Raw genomic sequence first — 17263 nt, 5'->3', positions numbered from 1 at the left:
CAAGGGAACAGACATTTGTCCGCTCCCTTTCTTTTTAGATAATTGGATGTATAAGTGTTTTTTACCATTTACTTAAATGGGTGTAAAGTTTTCGATGAAAACCTGCTAAAAAGATTGCATAGGTAAAATTAAGGCATTCGTCGAAAGGATTTGGCGGATGTTAAGTTTATCTATCCTATTATCTATTTCCAATTATAAATGATTAAGGAACGGTGTAATGTATGAAATTATTTGCAGATCTTCATGATGTAGAGCATGATGAGATTTTCTACAAAAAGCCAACGGAATTTTCGAAGAATTCCAGTAAAGAAATCTTATCGTATGCTCTTGGAGCAACACTATATATGCCTGCCACTAGACCTAATATTCATCAGGATTTACTTTCAAAAAAACATTCTGGGCTGACATCAATGGTGATTTGCTTAGAAGATGCAATCGGAGATGAAGAAGTAGAGAGGGCTGAATCACTACTTGCAGCTGAACTGTATAACATAAAAGAAGACATGGAAAAAGGTCTTTTAAATGAGAACGATCTTCCCCTACTATTTATTCGTATAAGGGACTATGACCAGTTAGTGCGATTAAAAAACCGAATTGATAACGGATTAGAGCTTTTAACTGGAATCGTTATTCCTAAGTTTTCTTCAGAAAAGGGAAGGTTAGTATTACAGGAAATAAAAGCGCTTAATCTTGAAGGGTATAAACTCTATGCTTTACCAATATTAGAAACGAAAAAAGTTATAGAAAAGGAAACAAGACTTGATGAGCTTTTAGCGATAAAAAAACTTGTTGATCAATTTGAAGACTTCATATTGAATATTCGAATTGGTGCAACTGATTTTTGTGGTTTATATGGAATTCGAAGAAATTCTGATACTACCGTTTATGATATTGCGGTTATCCGTGATTGTATTTCAGATATCGTCAACATATTTCTACGTTCTGATCACCCGTATGTTATCTCTGGTCCTGTTTGGGAATATTTCTTTTCAAAGGAAAGAATGTTAAAGCCACAATTAAGGCAAACACCTTTTCGTGAACGTTACGGTCAGGATGGCATTCATTATCGATCAAAATTAATTGATAAACATATGGACGGATTAATTAGGGAAATTGTAATGGATAAAACTAACGGTTTGACTGGGAAAACTATTATTCATCCGACTCATATCAGACCTGTACAGGCTTTAAACACAGTGACATATGAAGAATATTTAGATGCCAAAAGTATCGTTGATCAAGCGAATGGAACAATTGGTGTAATGAAAAGTAGTTTCTCTAATAAGATGAATGAAATTAAACCTCATTACTATTGGGCAAAAAAGATTCTATTAAAATCAAAAATATACGGGGTGCTAAATGAAGACTATACATACATCGACTTGCTCACCAACGAAGTATATGCTTCCAATCCTCAACCAATTAAGGGTTGATATAGAAATATTAGAAAATCCCTATAATTTGCCAATAGATCAATTATTTGAGATGGCGGCAAGAATTAATAAGAAAAGATCATTTTTATTTGTAAGTAAAATATTAGGTAAACACATTCCGATTGACCCGAAAACGGGTATTTTGATTGGAGCGCTGTTGGCAAACCGATATTTAGAAATTGTTAAAGGCGAGCATTCTAGTCTAAGGAATGAAATGGTCTCCGCGTTCATGAACGAAATAGAAGACTCCTACTGTGAAGAACCGTTCATAAATAAACAGATCAACCCAGTTATTATCGGATTTGCAGAAACAGCTACTGCTCTTGGACACGCTTTTTATCAAAGTTTTCATAATGCTGATTACTTTCATACAACAAGAGAACAGATTGTAGGACTTGAGCCTGTTATTACATTTGAGGAAGAACATTCCCATGCTACTTCACACCGGTGCTATGTAGATGAAGCTCTCCTAAATAATAATAGAGAGGTAATTCTAGTAGATGATGAAATGACGACAGGAAAAACGACAATCAATATTATTCGTTCAATTCAGAAGAGATTTCCGAGAGATATGTATACGGTAGTTTCTATACTAGATTGGCGTTCCGAGGAAAATCTTGAAGAGTTTAAAGATCTTGAAAGGGAGCTTGGGATAACAATACAATCAGTTAATCTCCTAAAAGGGAGGATGAACGCATCGGGTTCTCCTAATATTAAATATCAGGCTGCTCCAACGGTAGTTCCTCAAGCCTCCCAAACTATTTCTACGATTTTTATTGATGAAGTTTTCCCAGAGCAATTAACACTAATGAACTTTTCGTCAAAATCATGGGAAGGTAAAGTAAGACATGTCCCATACTTAAAAGAGACTGGTAGATTTGGGATAAATTCAATATCCAACTCTAAATTGAACCAGTCAACTAAGAAAATGGGTGCTTATTTAGCAGATTTGAGAAATGGAAGGAACACTCTCTGTCTCGGAACAGGTGAATTCATGTATATTCCTATGAAGATCTCTTCTTATATGGGTAGTGGGGTTTGTTATCAGTCGACTACAAGAAGTCCAATTTATGTCGACAATCATGATCATTACGGAGCAAGATATGGTCTTTCTTTTCCCAATCCAGATGATTGGGAAATTGATCAATACGTTTATAATATTCCTCCGTATAGATATGATGACCTATTTATTTTCTTTGAAAGAGTAGTTACTGAACAAGACCTTAGTCCATTACTTAACGAATTGAAGAGATCATTCATTAAAGATATCAAAATAGTATTCTTTAATGGAGGCTTAGTAGATGAATGATTGTATAGATGAAATGGAAATTTTCGGATCATATGCGAAGAGGGATGTCATATTTCTCTTAAAGGATTTAAGTAATTTTCAATTAGAGGGTACGATTGATAATCGAGAAAAGCAAATTCAGTCTGGCCAGCATTATAGTGAATCATTGCCAATAGAATATCTGCCACCAGACCAATATATGCAATTATTCCAAGAAACTCTAAAAGAATATAAGCAAAAAGTGGCTTTATGTACTGGAATTGTATCCGAACAAATTTTTCAAAATAAGGGCGAAGATGCTGTACTTGTATCATTAGCTCGAGCAGGAACACCGGTTGGGATTTTAATCAAACGCTATATAACAACACGTTACCATGTGGATTTACCGCATTATAGTGTATCCATTATCCGAGACAAAGGACTGGATGAAAATGCAATCCATTATATATTGAAGCAACATCCTGGTAAAAAGATTCAGTTCGTAGATGGTTGGACTGGTAAAGGAGCTATTTCAATTGAATTAACAAAAGCTTGTCATCGTTTTCATGAGAGGTATGGAATAATGCTTGATGATACACTTGCTGTACTAGCAGATCCTGGGCATTGTACGAGTTTATACGGGACGAGGGAGGACTTTATAATTCCGAGTGCTTGCTTAAATTCAACCGTATCTGGCTTAGTAAGTAGGACTGTTTTAAATAAAGAACTAATTGGACCGGATGATTTTCATGGTGCTAAATATTATAAAGAATTAAAAAGTGCAGATGTATCTAATGAATTCTTAGATATCATCACGAAGGAATTTCCATTTATCATAAATGAAGCATCAAAAGAGGCATTTTCGAAAATCAATCTTCATGAAGAGGCAACCTTCAAAGGAATGCAGGAAGTGCTAAATATTCAAGCTGAATTTAATATTGAAACGACTCATTATATTAAGCCAGGTGTAGGAGAAACGACAAGAGTGTTACTAAGGAGAGTGCCTTGGAGAATTCTTATGAAAGATCCTGAAAGCCCATATGTCAGACATATTATAATGCTTGCGAAGGAACGAAATGTTGAAATTATCCATTATCCAAATATGAGCTATACTTGTTGTGGACTAATTAAAAAGGTTGGAAAAAATCAATGCTAATGTTTGCTTCAGATCTAGACCGCACACTCATTTATTCAGAAAGGGCATTAATAGAATTTAAACAAATTGAAAAGGATGATTTAATTGGTGTTGAAAGGAAAGACGATCGGGATGTTGCTTTTATGTCGAAAAAATCCTATGAATCTTTACTTGAAATTACTAAAAAAATGTTGTTTGTACCAGTAACGACAAGAACTTTTGTTCAATTTAATCGAATTCATATTTTCACAGAAACGATTCCATTAGCATATGCTGTAACTTCAAACGGCGCGAATATTTTTCATAATGGTGAACCTCTTCTGGAATGGAATCAACATGTCCGAAAACGTCTAGAAATCGAGTGTGCTAGTCTTACAGAAATGACTGCAGCAATAATGAACTACAATATACAAGGACATATAAAAAAAGCTGATAATCTATTCTTTTACTACCTTCTTGATGAAGGGCTAGACTTGGATACGGTAAAAAGTATAAAGAAAATGGCATCCAATTATGGATGGAGGGTATCGATACAAGGGAGAAAGCTGTATTTCATGCCAATACCTATTTGTAAGGGAGAAGCAGTAAAGTTTATCAAAGTGAGAGAAGGCATAAATACTGCCTTTGGAGCGGGAGACTCACTGCTTGATAATGATTTTTTAAGGCAATGTGATTATTCATTTGTTCCTTCACATGGAGAATTAGCTAAAAACGATCGCTTTAACAAGCATTATATATATACAAAAAAGTGGGGAGTAAAGGCTGGAGAGGAAATCCTTACAGAAATAACAAAAATTACAAAAAATAGGATTTTTTCCAGCTAATCTCCCAGCCATTTTCTCAAACAGAAAAACAATCCTCCACCAAAGAAATATGAGCTAATGAAAATAAGGATTCCCCACAAAATTGAAAAATGGTGTGAGATGGTTATTAAAGTAATGAAGAGAGACCAAAAAAATAAATCAATGAATACAAAATATCCTGACCTTAATACTTCCTCTACTGTCTCTAAGTCCGAATCATTTAATTGATATTTTGATTTTCTAAAAAGCAATCTCATAGTATCTCACCTTTTTATAAAGAATACTTAAACTTATGCAAGGACAAGAATAAAGGTGAATAGTGAAAATATAGATAAAATTTAAGAACCTACAATATAATTTCAAATATTCATGAATCTTTTTTCATAATTATTTCGTAATGTTGAAGGAATCGTTTTAGAAAACTACTTCATTTATGGTATGATGGTAATAACTTTACATAAAAAATTTTTTTTCTGCTTGAGGAGACTATTATTCGCTTTTTTTCCTCGTATAGGAAATGATTAAGTTGCTTCTTGTGGATAACTTCACGGAATGTTTATCTATGATTAGCTTTAGCGTCTGCCACCTCGTATTCATAAGATCGTCTTATGGTTTATCGAGATGGAACAAAAATAAAAACTCAATCGAAAAGTCTTCGCAGTAACAATTTGTTATTTGATTTGTTTCTAGGCACTTATGCTCTAATTACCATCTTTCGCTCGCAGAGGGGAAGGGATTATATAATGAATCACTCTTATAGCCAAATAAAAACACAAATTTTGCCCATTACATATGAAAACTGGCTTAGTACATTGCAAAAGCCAATGAAGGAACGACCGCAATTTATTATTGAACAAGATTCAATTCATATCTCTCAGGTTATTGCTTGTTTCTTAGGTATATCTCTAGATGAGGACGAGTATTATAACCGCTTATATGATTTGATTCATACTGAACAGACAGGACTTATTTTGATTAGTGATGATTCACTGGACAAAAAAATTGATAACCACCATTTTCAAGGTATTCAAAAGGTGCTAAATATTAATCGAGAGCAGACATTATCCATTAACCGTTTTGTTGCATTTCTAGATGGAGAACAGCTTCTGTTAAAATCAAAGAACCCCTCCATGCATAGAAAGGTTAGGGAAGCAATGATCTCTATGCTGCAGCAATTTTCATCTAATGAGGTAGAAGGGTTAAAAAGTAATGAGCTACGAAGAATTCTTGTGGATATAGTGAAATGGTCATTTAACCATATTGGTGATAATTGGAATATGGTTAATCCAGAGCAGTCTATGCCAAAATTTTTATGGTATGGAGATTCTAACAAAAGCCAGGAATATTTCCTATATTTTTTAATAGAACTTGGCTGCGATATTATTTATTTTTCGCCATCAGGCGACGATATGCTCTCAAGTATTGGAGGAAATCAGATAGGTGTATTTGTTTACAGCTATCCTGAGCGGAAACAGGCTGAATCCTTTCCAATAGAAAAGAGAAGAAGATCGGCAACGGTTGCATACAAGGCATCAAGAGAAATAGAGTCTATATTAAACCAAGAAGGTTCCGGTCTTTATAAGCCATGGCAGCTTCGGGACTATACACCAATATCAGTCACACTTAAAACAACCTATGATGAGCTCTTCATTCTGATCAAAGAAAAGGCTATGATTCGTCCAAATTTTGAAGTGAAAAACGGACAAGTAAAAATCCCTTCGATTTTTGCGAAAATCCATGGGGTAAGTAAAAATCGGAAAGAGTATTGGGATCGCTTACAATTCATTAGTGAAAATGAGTATAGTCTTTTAATCAAGAGATTTCCTTTCACAAATATTGTAAATAATGATTTTCGTTTTCATTATCGGAATGCTCTTGGAAAGGATGGACTATTAGATCCACAAAAAATGGTGAGTGCACATTATTGGAAATATCAGCATTTGCCGACTGGTCTTCAAAATGGCATAGCTACTGCTATTCGAAATATTTGTGCAAAACCATATTTAAAGCCTGCTCATCATGAAAATATAGAAGAGATAAAATCTTATCTTTTTGCTCAAGGCATGCAAATACCTGCAAGTGTCTTGCAATTTATGCAAAAGTTTGACTATTCTCAAGATGTGCCAAAGCTAATTCTCTATAATAATGAATTGAATGGAACTATGACAAGAACAGATGCTGCTCTTCTGTTATTATTAAATCAATTTGGAATTGACATTGTTTTATACAATCCATCCGGCCATAACGATCTAGAAAACTTCATTGATGAAGGAGTATATGATGTACATTGGCTTGAAGATGTTGTTTTTGAACAGGAACTTAAGGAACCATCTTTACTTAAAAAGGTTAAAGGGATTATCAAAAATTTAAGGGGCGAATAAATCTATGGATCAAATGCAACAGTCCAATCTAGAACTGACCTTGAATAAAACGCAGGATGAAAAGCTTACTGAAGCAACAGCATCAGAAATAAAATTAGCACTTCGTAATGATGCGGAAGTGCAGAATTTAGCACGTTCTATAGATGAAAGAGACCAAATTCAAATTCTAGAATTTGGGAAAGAGCCAGCTACACAAATTTCCCGTTTCTCTGATCAAATTTTAGGCAATATGAGAGCTACAAAAGTAGAAGATTCGGGAGAACTATTAAAGCAACTTGGTAAGATCATGGATAAGTTTGATAAAAAAGATTTTGAAAAGACATCTAGCGGATTTTTTGGAAAGATCTTCAAAAAAGGGGAGAAGCTAGTTGATAAACTGTTTGGAAAATACCAAACAATGGGAATGGAAATTGATAAAGTCTATGTCGAAATATCAAAGTATCAAAATGAGATGGTCGACTCTACAACAATGCTTGATCAAATGTACGAGCAAAACTATCAATATTATTTAACGCTTGAAAAATATGCTGTTGCAGGACAAATGAAGGTTGATGAATTAAAGGAAAATCAGCTTCCACAGCTTGAAGCTCGCACTGCATCAGGAGATCAAATGGCTTCTATGCAGCTCGATACACTAAAAAATGCAATTGATTTATTAGAGCAAAGAGTATACGATCTTGAAATGGCAAAGATGGTGTCTTTACAAACTGCACCGCAAATTCGACTTTTACAAAGAGGGAATACAAAGCTAATTGGGAAAATCAATTCAGCTTTTGTCACAACAATCCCTATCTTTAAAAACGGTTTAATTCAAGCGGTTGCTGCGAAAAGACAAAAGCTTGTTGCAGACTCTATGAATGAGCTTGATAGAAGAACAAATGAGATGCTACTGCGCAATGCTCAAAATATTTCTTCACAAAGTGCTGACATTGCTCGACTTGCAGGAGGACCTAGTATTAAGATCGAAACGATTGAAGAATCTTGGAATATCATTATTAAAGGAATGCAGGAAACAAAAGCAATTGAAGAAGATAATAGACGCTTACGTGAAGAGGGTACAAGAAGATTAGAACAGCTGCAGGACAATTTTATTAAATTAAAGAATTAAGGGTAATTTTGCCTGTTTAATTCTTATATAAAAATTGATGAGGTGAAAATAATGGCAATAAATTTACAAAAGGGTCAAAGTGTTGATTTAACTAAGGGAAATCCAGGTTTATCGAAAATTTTGGTTGGACTTGGCTGGGATCCCGTTCAAAGCAAAGGCGGTGGATTATTCGGGTCATTATTTGGGGGCGGTGGAGGCCAAAATGTTGACTGTGATGCTTCTGTTTTAATGCTTGGAGAAAACGAAAAAATTAGAAATAACAGTGATGTCATCTATTTTGGAAATTTAAAGAGCAATGATGGCAGTGTACAGCATACTGGAGATAACATAACTGGTGATGGTGACGGAGATGATGAGCAAATCCTAATTGACTTGAATCGAGTACCATCTCAAATTCAAAAGCTTGTTTTCGTTGTAAATATTTATGATTCTTTGAAAAGAAAACAGCACTTCGGTATGATACAAAATGCCTTCATTCGTATTGTTAATTCAGCAACTAACCAGGAATTAATACATTTCAATTTAACAGATGATTATAGTGGCAAAACTTGCTTAGTTGCAGGAGAAATTTACCGCCATGGTGGAGATTGGAAATTTGCCGCTATTGGAACTGGTACAACCGCTCCTGGATTAGCAGATGTTGTTCGTTCATATAGTTAATTGAACAATCAATAAAGAGGCTCTGAAATTATATCAGAGCCTCTTTTCTTATTTCTAAGTTTTTCCAATAAGCAATCATTTTTTGAGATTTTCTCTTATGATATAATTTATGTAAACTATCATACTAAAATAATTCTATTCGGTAAAAAACATAGATTAGAAGCATCTTAGATTTGCAGAAAAGGTGAAAACGATGAGAAGAATGATGTCATTTTTAATCATCTTATTAATTTCTCTTCCATTAATGGGGAGTTCACAGGCTGAGACTGACGGTATTATGCTTAAGGATTATGCTAGAAAGTCCCTTCTCAAACGATCACTAGTTCTAAACTCACCAAACTTATTAGGGAATATCATCATTCTTCCGACTGAGCCATTCGATGAGCTAGAGGCAGCAGACATTATTTCACGGATTGATAATTTACCTTATTCACTTTTAAAGAAAATTGAAAAAGAGAATATTAAGCTTAAATTATTTGTAGGTAAATTAACTGATAATCCGACTGCTAGTGATCTTACAGGAATTATTCCGAGGGGATATAAAAACGGAACGACTTGGGATGATGTACCTGGCATAGGGGGATCTAAAACAGTTCTTGTAAAGATCGGCAACAGTGAAAAGGGGAAAGGACACAGCTCTGTCAATTTAGAGCTGCATGAGCTTGCACATTCAATTGACCGCTACGTTTATGATGGAATCAGGTACGATCTAAAATTTCTTTCCGTATGGAATAAAGAAAAAACACTTTTATTTCCGAATAATGACTATTTCCTTTCATTTCCTGAAGAATACTTTGCTGAAACATTCGCCATGTATTTTCTCGGCGGAAATGATCGGAGATTATTAAAAGAAAAAGCACCTGAAACATACAAGTTTATCAAAAAATTAAATTAGTCTAAAACTGATTCCTTTGATAAAATAATAACCATGTTGAAAAGAAAAGGTTGTGTAAAATATGAAACAATATTTAGAACTATGTGAGCATGTTTTAGAACACGGGGTAAAAAAAGAGGATAGAACCGGAACTGGTACGATAAGCACTTTTGGATATCAAATGCGGTTTGATCTGCAAAAGGGCTTTCCCCTTTTAACAACAAAGAAATTGCATTTACGATCAATCATTCATGAGTTGCTATGGTTTTTGCAAGGTGATACGAATGTTAAATACCTTCAAGATAACGGAGTAAGAATTTGGAATGAGTGGGCCGATCAGGATGGTAATTTAGGGCCTGTATATGGACATCAATGGAGATCATGGACAGGTGCTGACGGAAAGACAATTGATCAAATCAGTGATTTAATCAAGCAAATGAAAACGAATCCTGATTCAAGAAGAATGATTGTAAATGCATGGAATGTTGGTGATATTGAGAAGATGGCGCTTCCACCGTGCCACTGCATGTTCCAATTTTATGTTGCAGAAGGAAAATTATCTTGTCAGCTTTATCAAAGGTCTGCGGATGTATTCCTTGGTGTTCCATTTAATATTGCTTCATATGCATTGCTGACTTTCATGATTGCTCAAGTATGCGATTTAGAGCCTGGGGAATTTATCCATACATTTGGTGATACACATATATATACTAATCATTTAGAACAAATAAAGCTGCAGCTGAGCCGTGATACACGTTCATTGCCGATATTGAAGATAAATCCTGAAGTAAAAGATATTTTCAGCTTTAAGTTTGAGGACTTCTCCTTAGAAAACTACGATCCCCATCCGCATATTAAAGGAGTTGTTAGCGTATGATTTCTCTTATTTGGGCAATGGATGAAAATCGTGTTATTGGCAGAATTAACGAGCTTCCTTGGCATATTCCTGAAGACTTAAAATTTTTTAAAAGAACGACAATGGGGCAACCGATTGCAATGGGAAGAAAAACATGGGATTCTCTCAGGCGCCCTCTTCCTGGGAGAGAGAATATTGTTGTAACTCGTAATCCAGCATTCTTAAGCGAAGGATGTACTGTGCTAAATTCAATTGAAGAGTTGATTAAATTTAGTAACCAAAGAGAAGATGAAATATTTGTCATTGGCGGGGCTGAAATATTTAAGCTTGTATTGCCATTTACAGATCGATTATATTTAACTCGAATTTATCACCAATTTGAAGGAGATACATATTTTCCTGAGATAAATTTTTTAGACTGGGAGCTTATTTCTAAGGAAAAAGGTCTCAAGGATGAGAAGAATCCATTTGATTATGAATTTGAAATCTATAAAAGAAAATAATTTTTAACTAGAGGGCAAAATAATCTAGATCCTTTCAACAAGGCTGAGTTAAAGTTTAGTGTTAAAAATGCTATTTTGTTGTTGATTCTCGCTGCAGGCACGAGATCCTCGAAAATGCATTCGCATTTCCTTCGTGCGGTGATTATTCGGGGAAGATTATTCAATGTCCTGCGGGAGAAGCGAGTCAAAGGGAGACCCCGCAGGAGCGATAGCGACGAGGAGGCTCCCGGACCGCCCGCTACGCTTTAGTGCCTGCAGCGGAAATCAACAGTGAAGTTTAACACGTAGCCTTTAACAAAAAAGACTCCATTGAGGAGTCTTTTTTGTTGATAGCAACTTTACATTTTCAAGCAAGGGGATTGACTAGCAATTTTGATTCGTTAAATAATCGCTTAATTTTTTGATCATCAATTGAAACTCAGATGGATCGCAGAATTCTTCAGCTCTAAAATTATTATTGACCCATTGGATTAATTCATAAGGAGTATTAAAAAATTCTCCACTTGAATCGCTTTTACGGATCATATATCTTCCATTATCCTCATCCAAAATTACTTCAACAGGCAAAGCACAATCTAGGCTACATAAAGAAAACTCCATTTCCTCCACCTCCGTTAAATGATTAGAAAAATTTGGTGTTCGCGATGACCTCCGGCGAATGACTTAGTATTACTTATGCGATCTTTCAGCAGAAACTTTACAAAAACTTCAAATTCACTTTAATACTCAATAAATCAGTAAAAAAATATTTTTGATTAACTTTCGCTTATTATATGATGAATTCCTCCTATGCTATTCAATTAATATCCGAAAAATATAAATTTTGAAAAAATAAGGTTGAAATCATGATTTCAAATGGTATAATGGAAAAATTAAATCAAAAAGAAGTGAGGGTGACAATATGGAACAGAAAGTATTGAAAAAACGGTGGGTGCAGTTGGAGGAGATTTTAATTGCATACCAGCAGCTAAAAGATATCGTCTCCCATACACCTTTACAAAGAAATGAGCGTCTTTCTGAAAAATATGATTGTAATGTATTTTTGAAAAGGGAAGATTTACAGCATATCCGTTCTTTCAAGCTTAGAGGTGCGTACTATTCTGTTAAGTCATTAAGTGTTGAGGAAACGAAAAATGGTGTTGTTTGTGCAAGTGCAGGCAATCATGCTCAAGGGATTGCATATGCGTGCAGACATTTAGGCGTTCATGGGAAAATCTTTATGCCCACAACGACTCCAAGGCAAAAGATTAGTCAGGTTGAGATGTTTGGCAGAGAATTTGTTGAAATAGTACTAGTTGGTGATACTTTTGATGATTCTTATGCTGAAGCCAATAAATGTGCTGAAGTAGAAAAGAGTACATTTATTCATCCTTTTGATGATGAAAGAGTCATTGCAGGTCAAGGTACTGTTGCTGTTGAAATATTAAATGACTGCGAGGAGTCTGTAGATTATATATTCGCAAGTATTGGCGGAGGAGGATTGATGGCTGGGCTAAGTACATATATTAAAAGTATTTCTCCGCAAACAAAAATGATTGGTATTGAACCAGCAGGTGCAGCATCTATGAGTAAATCGATAAAGAATAAGTGTGTAACCTCATTAGCGGAAATTGATAAATTTGTAGATGGAGCAGCAGTTAAAAATGTTGGTGAGAAGACTTTTGACATTTGCGAGGAGCTTCTTGACGATATTTTGCTTGTACCTGAAGGAAAGGTTTGTACGACAATCCTTGAATTATATAATGAACATGCTATTGTCGCTGAACCAGCAGGTGCATTATCAATTGCTTCACTTGACTTCTATAAAGAAAAAATTAAGGGAAAGAATATCGTATGTGTAATTAGCGGTGGGAATAATGATTTCGGCAGAATGCAAGAGATGAAAGAGAGATCCTTACAATATGAAGGTCTGTTATATTATTTCATTGTAAACTTTCCTCAACGTGCAGGTGCATTAAGGGAGTTCCTTGACGAAGTACTAGGTCCATCAGATGATATCACAAGATTTGAGTATACGAAAAAGAATAATAAAGATAATGGTCCAGCATTAGTAGGGATAGAATTAAAAAATAGAGAAGACTACCCTGGATTAATCCATAGAATGAACAAAAAGGGGTTTGCTTTTACGGAAATCAACAAAGATAGTAATCTTTTTCATTTGCTTGTTTAAACAACAATTAAATATTATAATTATTATGTAAAGATAACTGTTCATTTTGTAAAATTGTATTGATCATAGTCGTTTTTGTGAATTTAATGTGAATTTTATTCAACTTTACCCACAAAATACTATTAAAGCTCTATAATGAAACTAGATTAATTAGAAAGTCATTATGAAGGAGGATGTTTATGTTATCAAACATCGGAGTTCCTGGATTAATATTAATTCTTGTCTTAGCATTAATTATTTTTGGTCCCAAAAAATTGCCGGAAATTGGTCGAGCTTTTGGGCAAACGCTTAGAGAATTTAAGAAATCAACTCGTGAATTAACAAGTGATGTTATGGAAGAGTTAGAAGACGACAACGAGAAAAAAGTGATTAAATAAGGTGCAAGATTTTTAATCTTGCCCTTTTTTCATCCTAATTGTAAAAGAAAAAAAGGTATAGCTTCGCTTATCTTATTCCAAACATTGATATTGGCAGGAGAAACAAATGGAAGATAAAGAACTGAACTTAGTTGAGCATTTGGATGAATTAAGGAAGAGGCTTATTATTTCTGTTGCAGCTTTTTTAGTTTTTTTTGTAGTGGGTTTCATATATGTTGAAGAGATTTATAAATGGTTAGTTCGCGATCTTGATGTGAAGTTAATTGTACTTGGACCAAGTGATATTATTTGGGTATACTTTATGATTGCTTCCGTCATTGCGATAGCAGTAACAATCCCTGTACTTGCTTTACAAATTTGGTTGTTTGTTAAACCAGCTTTAAAGCCTTTTGAAAGGAAAGTATCGCTTTCCTATATTCCAGCACTATTTATTTTATTTATTGTTGGTCTTTGCTTTGGTTATTTTGTCATCTTTCCAACAGTGTTGAACTTTTTAGTTGATCTGAGTGGTGACATGATGGCAACGAATTTTACAGCTGATAAATATTTCAGATTTATTTTGCATATGACGATTCCATTTGGTGTGTTATTTGAATTACCAGTCGTTGTCATGTTTTTAACCTCCTTAGGGATACTAAATCCATATGCACTAACAAAAATTAGGAAATTTGCATATTTTGCATTGGTTTTGATTGCGATAGTCATTTCACCACCTGATTTTATGTCAGATTTCCTTGTGGCAATTCCGTTGTTATTTTTGTATGAAATCAGCATTAATTTATCAAAAATTGTATACAAGCGGAAAATGAAAAAGGAAAAGGAATGGCAAGAAAACTCTGAGTTTGAAACGGTTGATGAAAACTAGTAAACATTATTAAATTGAAAAAAATTTCTACTTAGGGCATAATTAGACATACTTTGCTAGCTGTTTCATGTATAATATAGTCAAACGGGTAAAAAAGAGGATTGATATTTTGCTATTGAAAAGCCTAGAGTTCAAAAATGCTGTTGGACAGAAGGTAAAGATTACGGAAATTCCTGTACTAGATAGAAATAGCCCATTTCATTTCATGATTCAAGTCCGTTTGCAAACTTTAATCACTTCCATTTATGGAAGTAATAAAAAAGTTAACAACATTATCTCCTTTAGAGAATATTTAAAAAGAGTTTTAAAATGGCCTATTTATAGGCAGTTGTATAAGACTCCAGAATTAATGAATAATGCTTAATTTTTTTAGGGTATCAGTGAGAGCTGGTACCTTTTTATATTCAAGGGAAGTGGAATAGAATTAAAGAAAAAACCTGAATGGATAAGCACTTCGGTTTTTAGAGTTTTAAAAAGGATTAACTAGTGAATGCTGTAGGGGTTGATTCTGCCTAGCCTTCCTTATATTTTTCATCAATATACTGTCTAATCCTTTATTGAGTTACCATTTTATATTGGATTATGCTTTCAGTACTATATCAAGACAAACACCATAACGAGTTCCATGATCATCCCATACAACCTCGCAGTTTTCCTTATTGTCGTGGACAAAACAATCATAGTTATCTTTATGATTCTCGGACTAACTACATCAACAATAACATGGAATATATCCAAGTAGATCTTTGTGCTGTAAAGCAGCACGATATATCAATTGAAATGGCTCGTGTTTATTTAGAAACTGTGGAATCATAAGCTGACTTAAAAAAATATTTTTAATGTAAATAGGAAATAAGTAAAAATTTTCTTCACCAAATCACCCATATTCCTAAAATTTCCTCCTATACACTAAATCATAAATAACGGTGATTGATTGGAATACGTTACATAATTCATCATTTTTTCATTTTAACTAAGAAAATGTTCATGTTTTGTTGTAATTTCATGATTTTAAAGGAATTAAGACCTTCTATGTCGAAAATGATTATAGATTGTAGAGGAAAAGAGGATTTGGTGACAAATTATGAAGGATTATATTGATAACTTGCCTATTTCCAGAAAGGTTTTATTTTTCTCCTTTTATATAAGCTTGATTTTAGTTGTTTCTACAGCGGGAATTATCCTTATCCTTCAAACAAAACAAATGGAGCAACAGTTACGGTATCGAGTAGGAGAACTGTCATCTCTTTGGAGTACGACATTTGATGCGGAAGAAATTATGAAGATGAAGGATAATAAAGATCCAGATCATCCTGCTTATAAAAACATAAATGAAAGAATTTCCCTTGTGAATGAAAAGGCACCATACATGGATTCCTTCCTTCTTACACCCGAAGTAACAAGTGAAAATACAATATACATTCTAGCCACCTCAAAGAGCTATGAAAAATTAGGGATGGAACCCTTTACTTATTATAGAGCAGAAGAAGAATTTTTAGAGGGATTTAAAGAAGCACTATCAACTAAGGATATAGCTTCTAGTCGCCTTTATTATAGGAAATCTGGTCTCTGGATTTCCTCATTTGCTCCAATTAAAGATAATAATGATAATATTGTAGGGGTTCTAAGCTTTGATATAAATGCTGGAATTATTAGAGAATATCAAAAAGATATATCTGTATATTTAATTGGTATTTTTCTAATAATAATGGTTCTCGGCTATTTCGTGCTAAGGAAAGGATTAAAAAATGTATTTGCCCCGATTAATGAGATCATTACAGGCTTTAATGAAGTAAGTAATGGAAATTTCAATGTCAAATTAAAATTTACGAATCAATCCGATCTGGGTGTTTTATCTGAACGCTTTAATAATATGACGAATCAGCTTTCCTTGCTGTTTGATCGATTATCTGCAACTTCTAAACAATTTGGAACAATGAATAGAAGTGGCGTTTCGATGCATAGATTTGAGGTAGCCATTGATGAGATGGAACAAATACTACAAAGATCTAAAATTCAGCGAGAGCTGCAAAGAGCGGAAAAAATGAATGCAATTGGTCAGCTGGCTGCATCAGTTGCTCATGAAATAAGAAATCCGATGACTGTCGTGAAAGGGTTTTTACAAATCTTTTTAGCAAAAGATCAGATGAGTGATGAAGAACGGATGTACATACGACTTATGATTGAGGAAATGAATCGCGCTGAAACGATCATCAATGATTATTTATCATTAGCAAAGCCGGACCTTGAACAGACCGAAAAGGTAGACGGAGCTGAAATGGCATCTAAAGTACTTGATTTAATAAACTCCTATGCAATGATGTCAAAAAATATAACGCTTGTTCATGATTTACATGAAGGTGTAATTATTAATGGGAATATAAGCGAAATTAAGCAAGTCCTAATCAATATTTTAAAAAATGGAATAGAAGCAATGAAAGATGGCGGTACTTTAAGCATATTCGTATACAAAGAAGATACATTTGGTGTGTTTAAAATAAGTGATACTGGAATTGGAATGAGTAGTGAAGAACTTGAAAGATTGGGAACTGCTTTTTATTCTCTTAAAGAAAAGGGAACTGGTATTGGCATGATGGTTTGTTATCAGATTATTGATCGAATGAAGGGGAAAATAGTGGTGCAAAGTCAAAAAGGAAAGGGAACAACTTTCAAAATTTATATACCGTTAATTGAAGAAGAAATGGAAAGGTAATAATAAGGTTGTTCTTCTGTTAAACTACTTGGAATTTTTTAAGATCTTTTTTTAGAAAAAATAGTTGAAAAATAGTTAATAATTGATGTATGTCACAATTTCGCCATTCTTTTTTCTT

The 17263-nt window shown here is 34.0% G+C and carries 16 protein-coding genes and 1 pseudogene; 15 read left to right on the top strand and 2 right to left on the bottom strand.

The genetic code is table 11. The annotated features are described in order from the left end of the window. The first annotated feature begins 221 nt into the window (after positions 1-221). From KHA94_RS12120 to KHA94_RS12075, 10 genes are all read left to right on the top strand, one after another. Positions 222-1433 (top strand): HpcH/HpaI aldolase/citrate lyase family protein, encoded by a 1212-nt coding sequence (locus KHA94_RS12120; protein WP_213102406.1) that lies wholly within the window; start codon positions 222-224, stop codon positions 1431-1433. After that, positions 1360-2742: a phosphoribosyltransferase family protein gene (locus KHA94_RS12115; protein WP_249365485.1), complete on the top strand. Its 1383-nt coding sequence runs from the start codon at positions 1360-1362 to the stop codon at positions 2740-2742. Before KHA94_RS12120 ends, KHA94_RS12115 begins: the two co-directional genes overlap by 74 nt. Next, entirely contained in the window at positions 2735-3856 is a 1122-nt protein-coding gene (locus KHA94_RS12110; RefSeq protein ID WP_213102405.1) for a cysteine protease StiP family protein, read from the top strand. The genes KHA94_RS12115 and KHA94_RS12110 overlap by 8 nt, the downstream gene beginning before the upstream one ends. Then, a complete protein-coding gene (locus KHA94_RS12105) occupies positions 3850-4659 on the top strand; it encodes an HAD family hydrolase (protein WP_213102404.1) in 810 nt (269 codons plus the stop codon). Before KHA94_RS12110 ends, KHA94_RS12105 begins: the two co-directional genes overlap by 7 nt. Positions 4660-5381: 722 nt before the next feature. Further along, positions 5382-7019: a YceG family protein gene (locus KHA94_RS12100; protein ID WP_213102403.1), complete on the top strand. Its 1638-nt coding sequence runs from the start codon at positions 5382-5384 to the stop codon at positions 7017-7019. Positions 7020-7032: 13 nt separating this feature from the next. Further along, positions 7033-8127: a toxic anion resistance protein gene (locus tag KHA94_RS12095; RefSeq protein ID WP_420828168.1), complete on the top strand. Its 1095-nt coding sequence runs from the start codon at positions 7033-7035 to the stop codon at positions 8125-8127. A gap of 51 nt (positions 8128-8178) precedes the next feature. After that, positions 8179-8787 carry a TerD family protein gene (locus KHA94_RS12090; RefSeq protein WP_213102401.1) on the top strand — a complete coding sequence of 203 codons (609 nt, stop codon included), beginning with the start codon at positions 8179-8181 and terminating at the stop codon, positions 8785-8787. A 193-nt stretch (positions 8788-8980) separates the two neighbouring features. Continuing rightward, complete coding sequence (locus KHA94_RS12085) at positions 8981-9682, top strand: anthrax toxin lethal factor-related metalloendopeptidase (protein ID WP_213102400.1); 702 nt, start codon at positions 8981-8983, stop codon at positions 9680-9682. A 61-nt stretch (positions 9683-9743) separates the two neighbouring features. Continuing rightward, positions 9744-10538 carry a thymidylate synthase gene (locus KHA94_RS12080; protein WP_213102399.1) on the top strand — a complete coding sequence of 265 codons (795 nt, stop codon included), beginning with the start codon at positions 9744-9746 and terminating at the stop codon, positions 10536-10538. Next, complete coding sequence (locus KHA94_RS12075) at positions 10535-11020, top strand: dihydrofolate reductase (RefSeq protein WP_213102398.1); 486 nt, start codon at positions 10535-10537, stop codon at positions 11018-11020. The genes KHA94_RS12080 and KHA94_RS12075 overlap by 4 nt, the downstream gene beginning before the upstream one ends. Positions 11021-11383: 363 nt before the next feature. Here KHA94_RS12075 and KHA94_RS12070 read toward each other — a convergent pair whose 3' ends face one another. After that, positions 11384-11620: a hypothetical protein gene (locus KHA94_RS12070; protein ID WP_213102397.1), complete on the bottom strand. Its 237-nt coding sequence runs from the start codon at positions 11618-11620 to the stop codon at positions 11384-11386. 301 nt (positions 11621-11921) lie between these two features. Here KHA94_RS12070 and ilvA point away from each other — a divergent pair, with 301 nt between their 5' ends. The 4 genes from ilvA to KHA94_RS12050 all read left to right on the top strand — a co-directional run bounded on the left by ilvA (position 11922) and on the right by KHA94_RS12050 (position 14796). Next, positions 11922-13190 (top strand): threonine ammonia-lyase IlvA, encoded by a 1269-nt coding sequence (gene ilvA, locus KHA94_RS12065; protein WP_213102396.1) that lies wholly within the window; start codon positions 11922-11924, stop codon positions 13188-13190. A 179-nt stretch (positions 13191-13369) separates the two neighbouring features. Then, positions 13370-13567, top strand: a complete 198-nt coding sequence (locus KHA94_RS12060) for a twin-arginine translocase TatA/TatE family subunit (RefSeq protein ID WP_213102395.1) — start codon at positions 13370-13372, stop codon at positions 13565-13567. Positions 13568-13673: 106 nt separating this feature from the next. Beyond that, the gene (gene tatC, locus KHA94_RS12055; RefSeq protein ID WP_213102394.1) at positions 13674-14432 is read left to right on the top strand and encodes a twin-arginine translocase subunit TatC; all 759 of its coding nucleotides are present in this window, start codon (positions 13674-13676) and stop codon (positions 14430-14432) included. 109 nt (positions 14433-14541) lie between these two features. Continuing rightward, entirely contained in the window at positions 14542-14796 is a 255-nt protein-coding gene (locus KHA94_RS12050; RefSeq protein WP_213102393.1) for a DUF2535 family protein, read from the top strand. Positions 14797-15012: 216 nt separating this feature from the next. Here the strand turns inward: KHA94_RS12050 and KHA94_RS26800 are convergent. Next, a pseudogene (locus KHA94_RS26800) lies at positions 15013-15120 on the bottom strand (PCYCGC motif-containing (lipo)protein); the annotation flags it as partial. A gap of 396 nt (positions 15121-15516) precedes the next feature. On the opposite strand from KHA94_RS26800, the gene KHA94_RS12035 reads away from it, so the two are divergent. Then, complete coding sequence (locus tag KHA94_RS12035; RefSeq protein WP_213102391.1) at positions 15517-17145, top strand: sensor histidine kinase; 1629 nt, start codon at positions 15517-15519, stop codon at positions 17143-17145. The last annotated feature ends 118 nt before the right edge of the window (positions 17146-17263 follow it).

Origin of the sequence: Cytobacillus citreus, from assembly GCF_018343665.1 — a bacterium.
Taxonomy (GTDB): Bacteria; Bacillota; Bacilli; order Bacillales; family Cytobacillaceae; genus Cytobacillus; species Cytobacillus citreus.
Note: the sequence above shows the minus strand (reverse complement) of the source record. Positions and strands in the feature narration are given on the sequence as shown.

What these genes read in the sequence shown, in the direction of transcription:
- KHA94_RS12120 (WP_213102406.1), top strand. Translation starts at nt 222, where the DNA reads ATGAAATTATTTGCAGATCTTCATGATGTAGAGCATGATGAGATTTTC.
- KHA94_RS12115 (WP_249365485.1), top strand. Translation starts at nt 1,360, where the DNA reads ATGAAGACTATACATACATCGACTTGCTCACCAACGAAGTATATGCTT.
- KHA94_RS12110 (WP_213102405.1), top strand. Translation starts at nt 2,735, where the DNA reads ATGAATGATTGTATAGATGAAATGGAAATTTTCGGATCATATGCGAAG.
- KHA94_RS12105 (WP_213102404.1), top strand. Translation starts at nt 3,850, where the DNA reads ATGCTAATGTTTGCTTCAGATCTAGACCGCACACTCATTTATTCAGAA.
- KHA94_RS12100 (WP_213102403.1), top strand. Translation starts at nt 5,382, where the DNA reads ATGAATCACTCTTATAGCCAAATAAAAACACAAATTTTGCCCATTACA.
- KHA94_RS12095 (WP_420828168.1), top strand. Translation starts at nt 7,033, where the DNA reads ATGCAACAGTCCAATCTAGAACTGACCTTGAATAAAACGCAGGATGAA.
- KHA94_RS12090 (WP_213102401.1), top strand. Translation starts at nt 8,179, where the DNA reads ATGGCAATAAATTTACAAAAGGGTCAAAGTGTTGATTTAACTAAGGGA.
- KHA94_RS12085 (WP_213102400.1), top strand. Translation starts at nt 8,981, where the DNA reads ATGAGAAGAATGATGTCATTTTTAATCATCTTATTAATTTCTCTTCCA.
- KHA94_RS12080 (WP_213102399.1), top strand. Translation starts at nt 9,744, where the DNA reads ATGAAACAATATTTAGAACTATGTGAGCATGTTTTAGAACACGGGGTA.
- KHA94_RS12075 (WP_213102398.1), top strand. Translation starts at nt 10,535, where the DNA reads ATGATTTCTCTTATTTGGGCAATGGATGAAAATCGTGTTATTGGCAGA.
- KHA94_RS12070 (WP_213102397.1), bottom strand. Translation starts at nt 11,620, where the DNA reads ATGGAGTTTTCTTTATGTAGCCTAGATTGTGCTTTGCCTGTTGAAGTA.
- ilvA (WP_213102396.1), top strand. Translation starts at nt 11,922, where the DNA reads ATGGAACAGAAAGTATTGAAAAAACGGTGGGTGCAGTTGGAGGAGATT.
- KHA94_RS12060 (WP_213102395.1), top strand. Translation starts at nt 13,370, where the DNA reads ATGTTATCAAACATCGGAGTTCCTGGATTAATATTAATTCTTGTCTTA.
- tatC (WP_213102394.1), top strand. Translation starts at nt 13,674, where the DNA reads ATGGAAGATAAAGAACTGAACTTAGTTGAGCATTTGGATGAATTAAGG.
- KHA94_RS12035 (WP_213102391.1), top strand. Translation starts at nt 15,517, where the DNA reads ATGAAGGATTATATTGATAACTTGCCTATTTCCAGAAAGGTTTTATTT.